The organism is Corallococcus sp. AB049A (genome assembly GCF_003668885.1).
GTDB lineage: Bacteria > Myxococcota > Myxococcia > Myxococcales > Myxococcaceae > Corallococcus > Corallococcus interemptor.
In genome coordinates this window covers 1-482 of sequence record NZ_RAWL01000975.1, presented here as the reverse complement: position 1 = coordinate 482, position 482 = coordinate 1, and the positions used below count along the sequence as shown (strand labels likewise).

The 482-nt window shown below is 67.6% G+C and carries 1 pseudogene; it reads left to right on the top strand.

Going from position 1 to position 482, the window contains the following annotated elements:
* Positions 1-364, top strand: a pseudogene (locus tag D7X55_RS46070) (16S rRNA (cytosine(967)-C(5))-methyltransferase RsmB); the annotation flags it as partial.
* Positions 365-482: the final 118 nt, after the last annotated feature.

The window sequence follows — 482 nt, the reverse complement described above, 5'->3', positions numbered from 1 at the left end:
GTTCGACGCCATCCTGCTGGATGCGCCGTGTTCGGCCACCGGCGTGATCCGCCGCCAGCCGGACGTGATGTTCCACCGCCGCGCCGAGGATATCGATGCGCTGGTCGGCGTGCAGGCCCGCCTGCTGGAGGCCTGCTGGTCGATGCTGCGCCCGGGCGGCGTGCTGCTGTACGCCACCTGTTCGATCCTGCGCGCCGAGAACATCGATCAGGTGCGGGCCTTCCTGAAGTGGCATCCGGACTCGGTGGCACAGCCGCTGGATGACAGATTCGGCCTGGACTGCGAGGGGATCGCGCGCCAGCGACTGCCGGGTGACAGCGATGCTGACGGTTTCTTTTACGCGCGTCTGCTAAAAACGGCCTGACCCCCCGCTGACGTTGCGAGTCCCATGCTGAAATCCCGCGCGTCGCGCGAGACGTGGTTGTTCGTGGTGATGGCCCTGCTGGTGCTGGGGGCCGGGCTGGGCCTTCGTGATCCGTGGC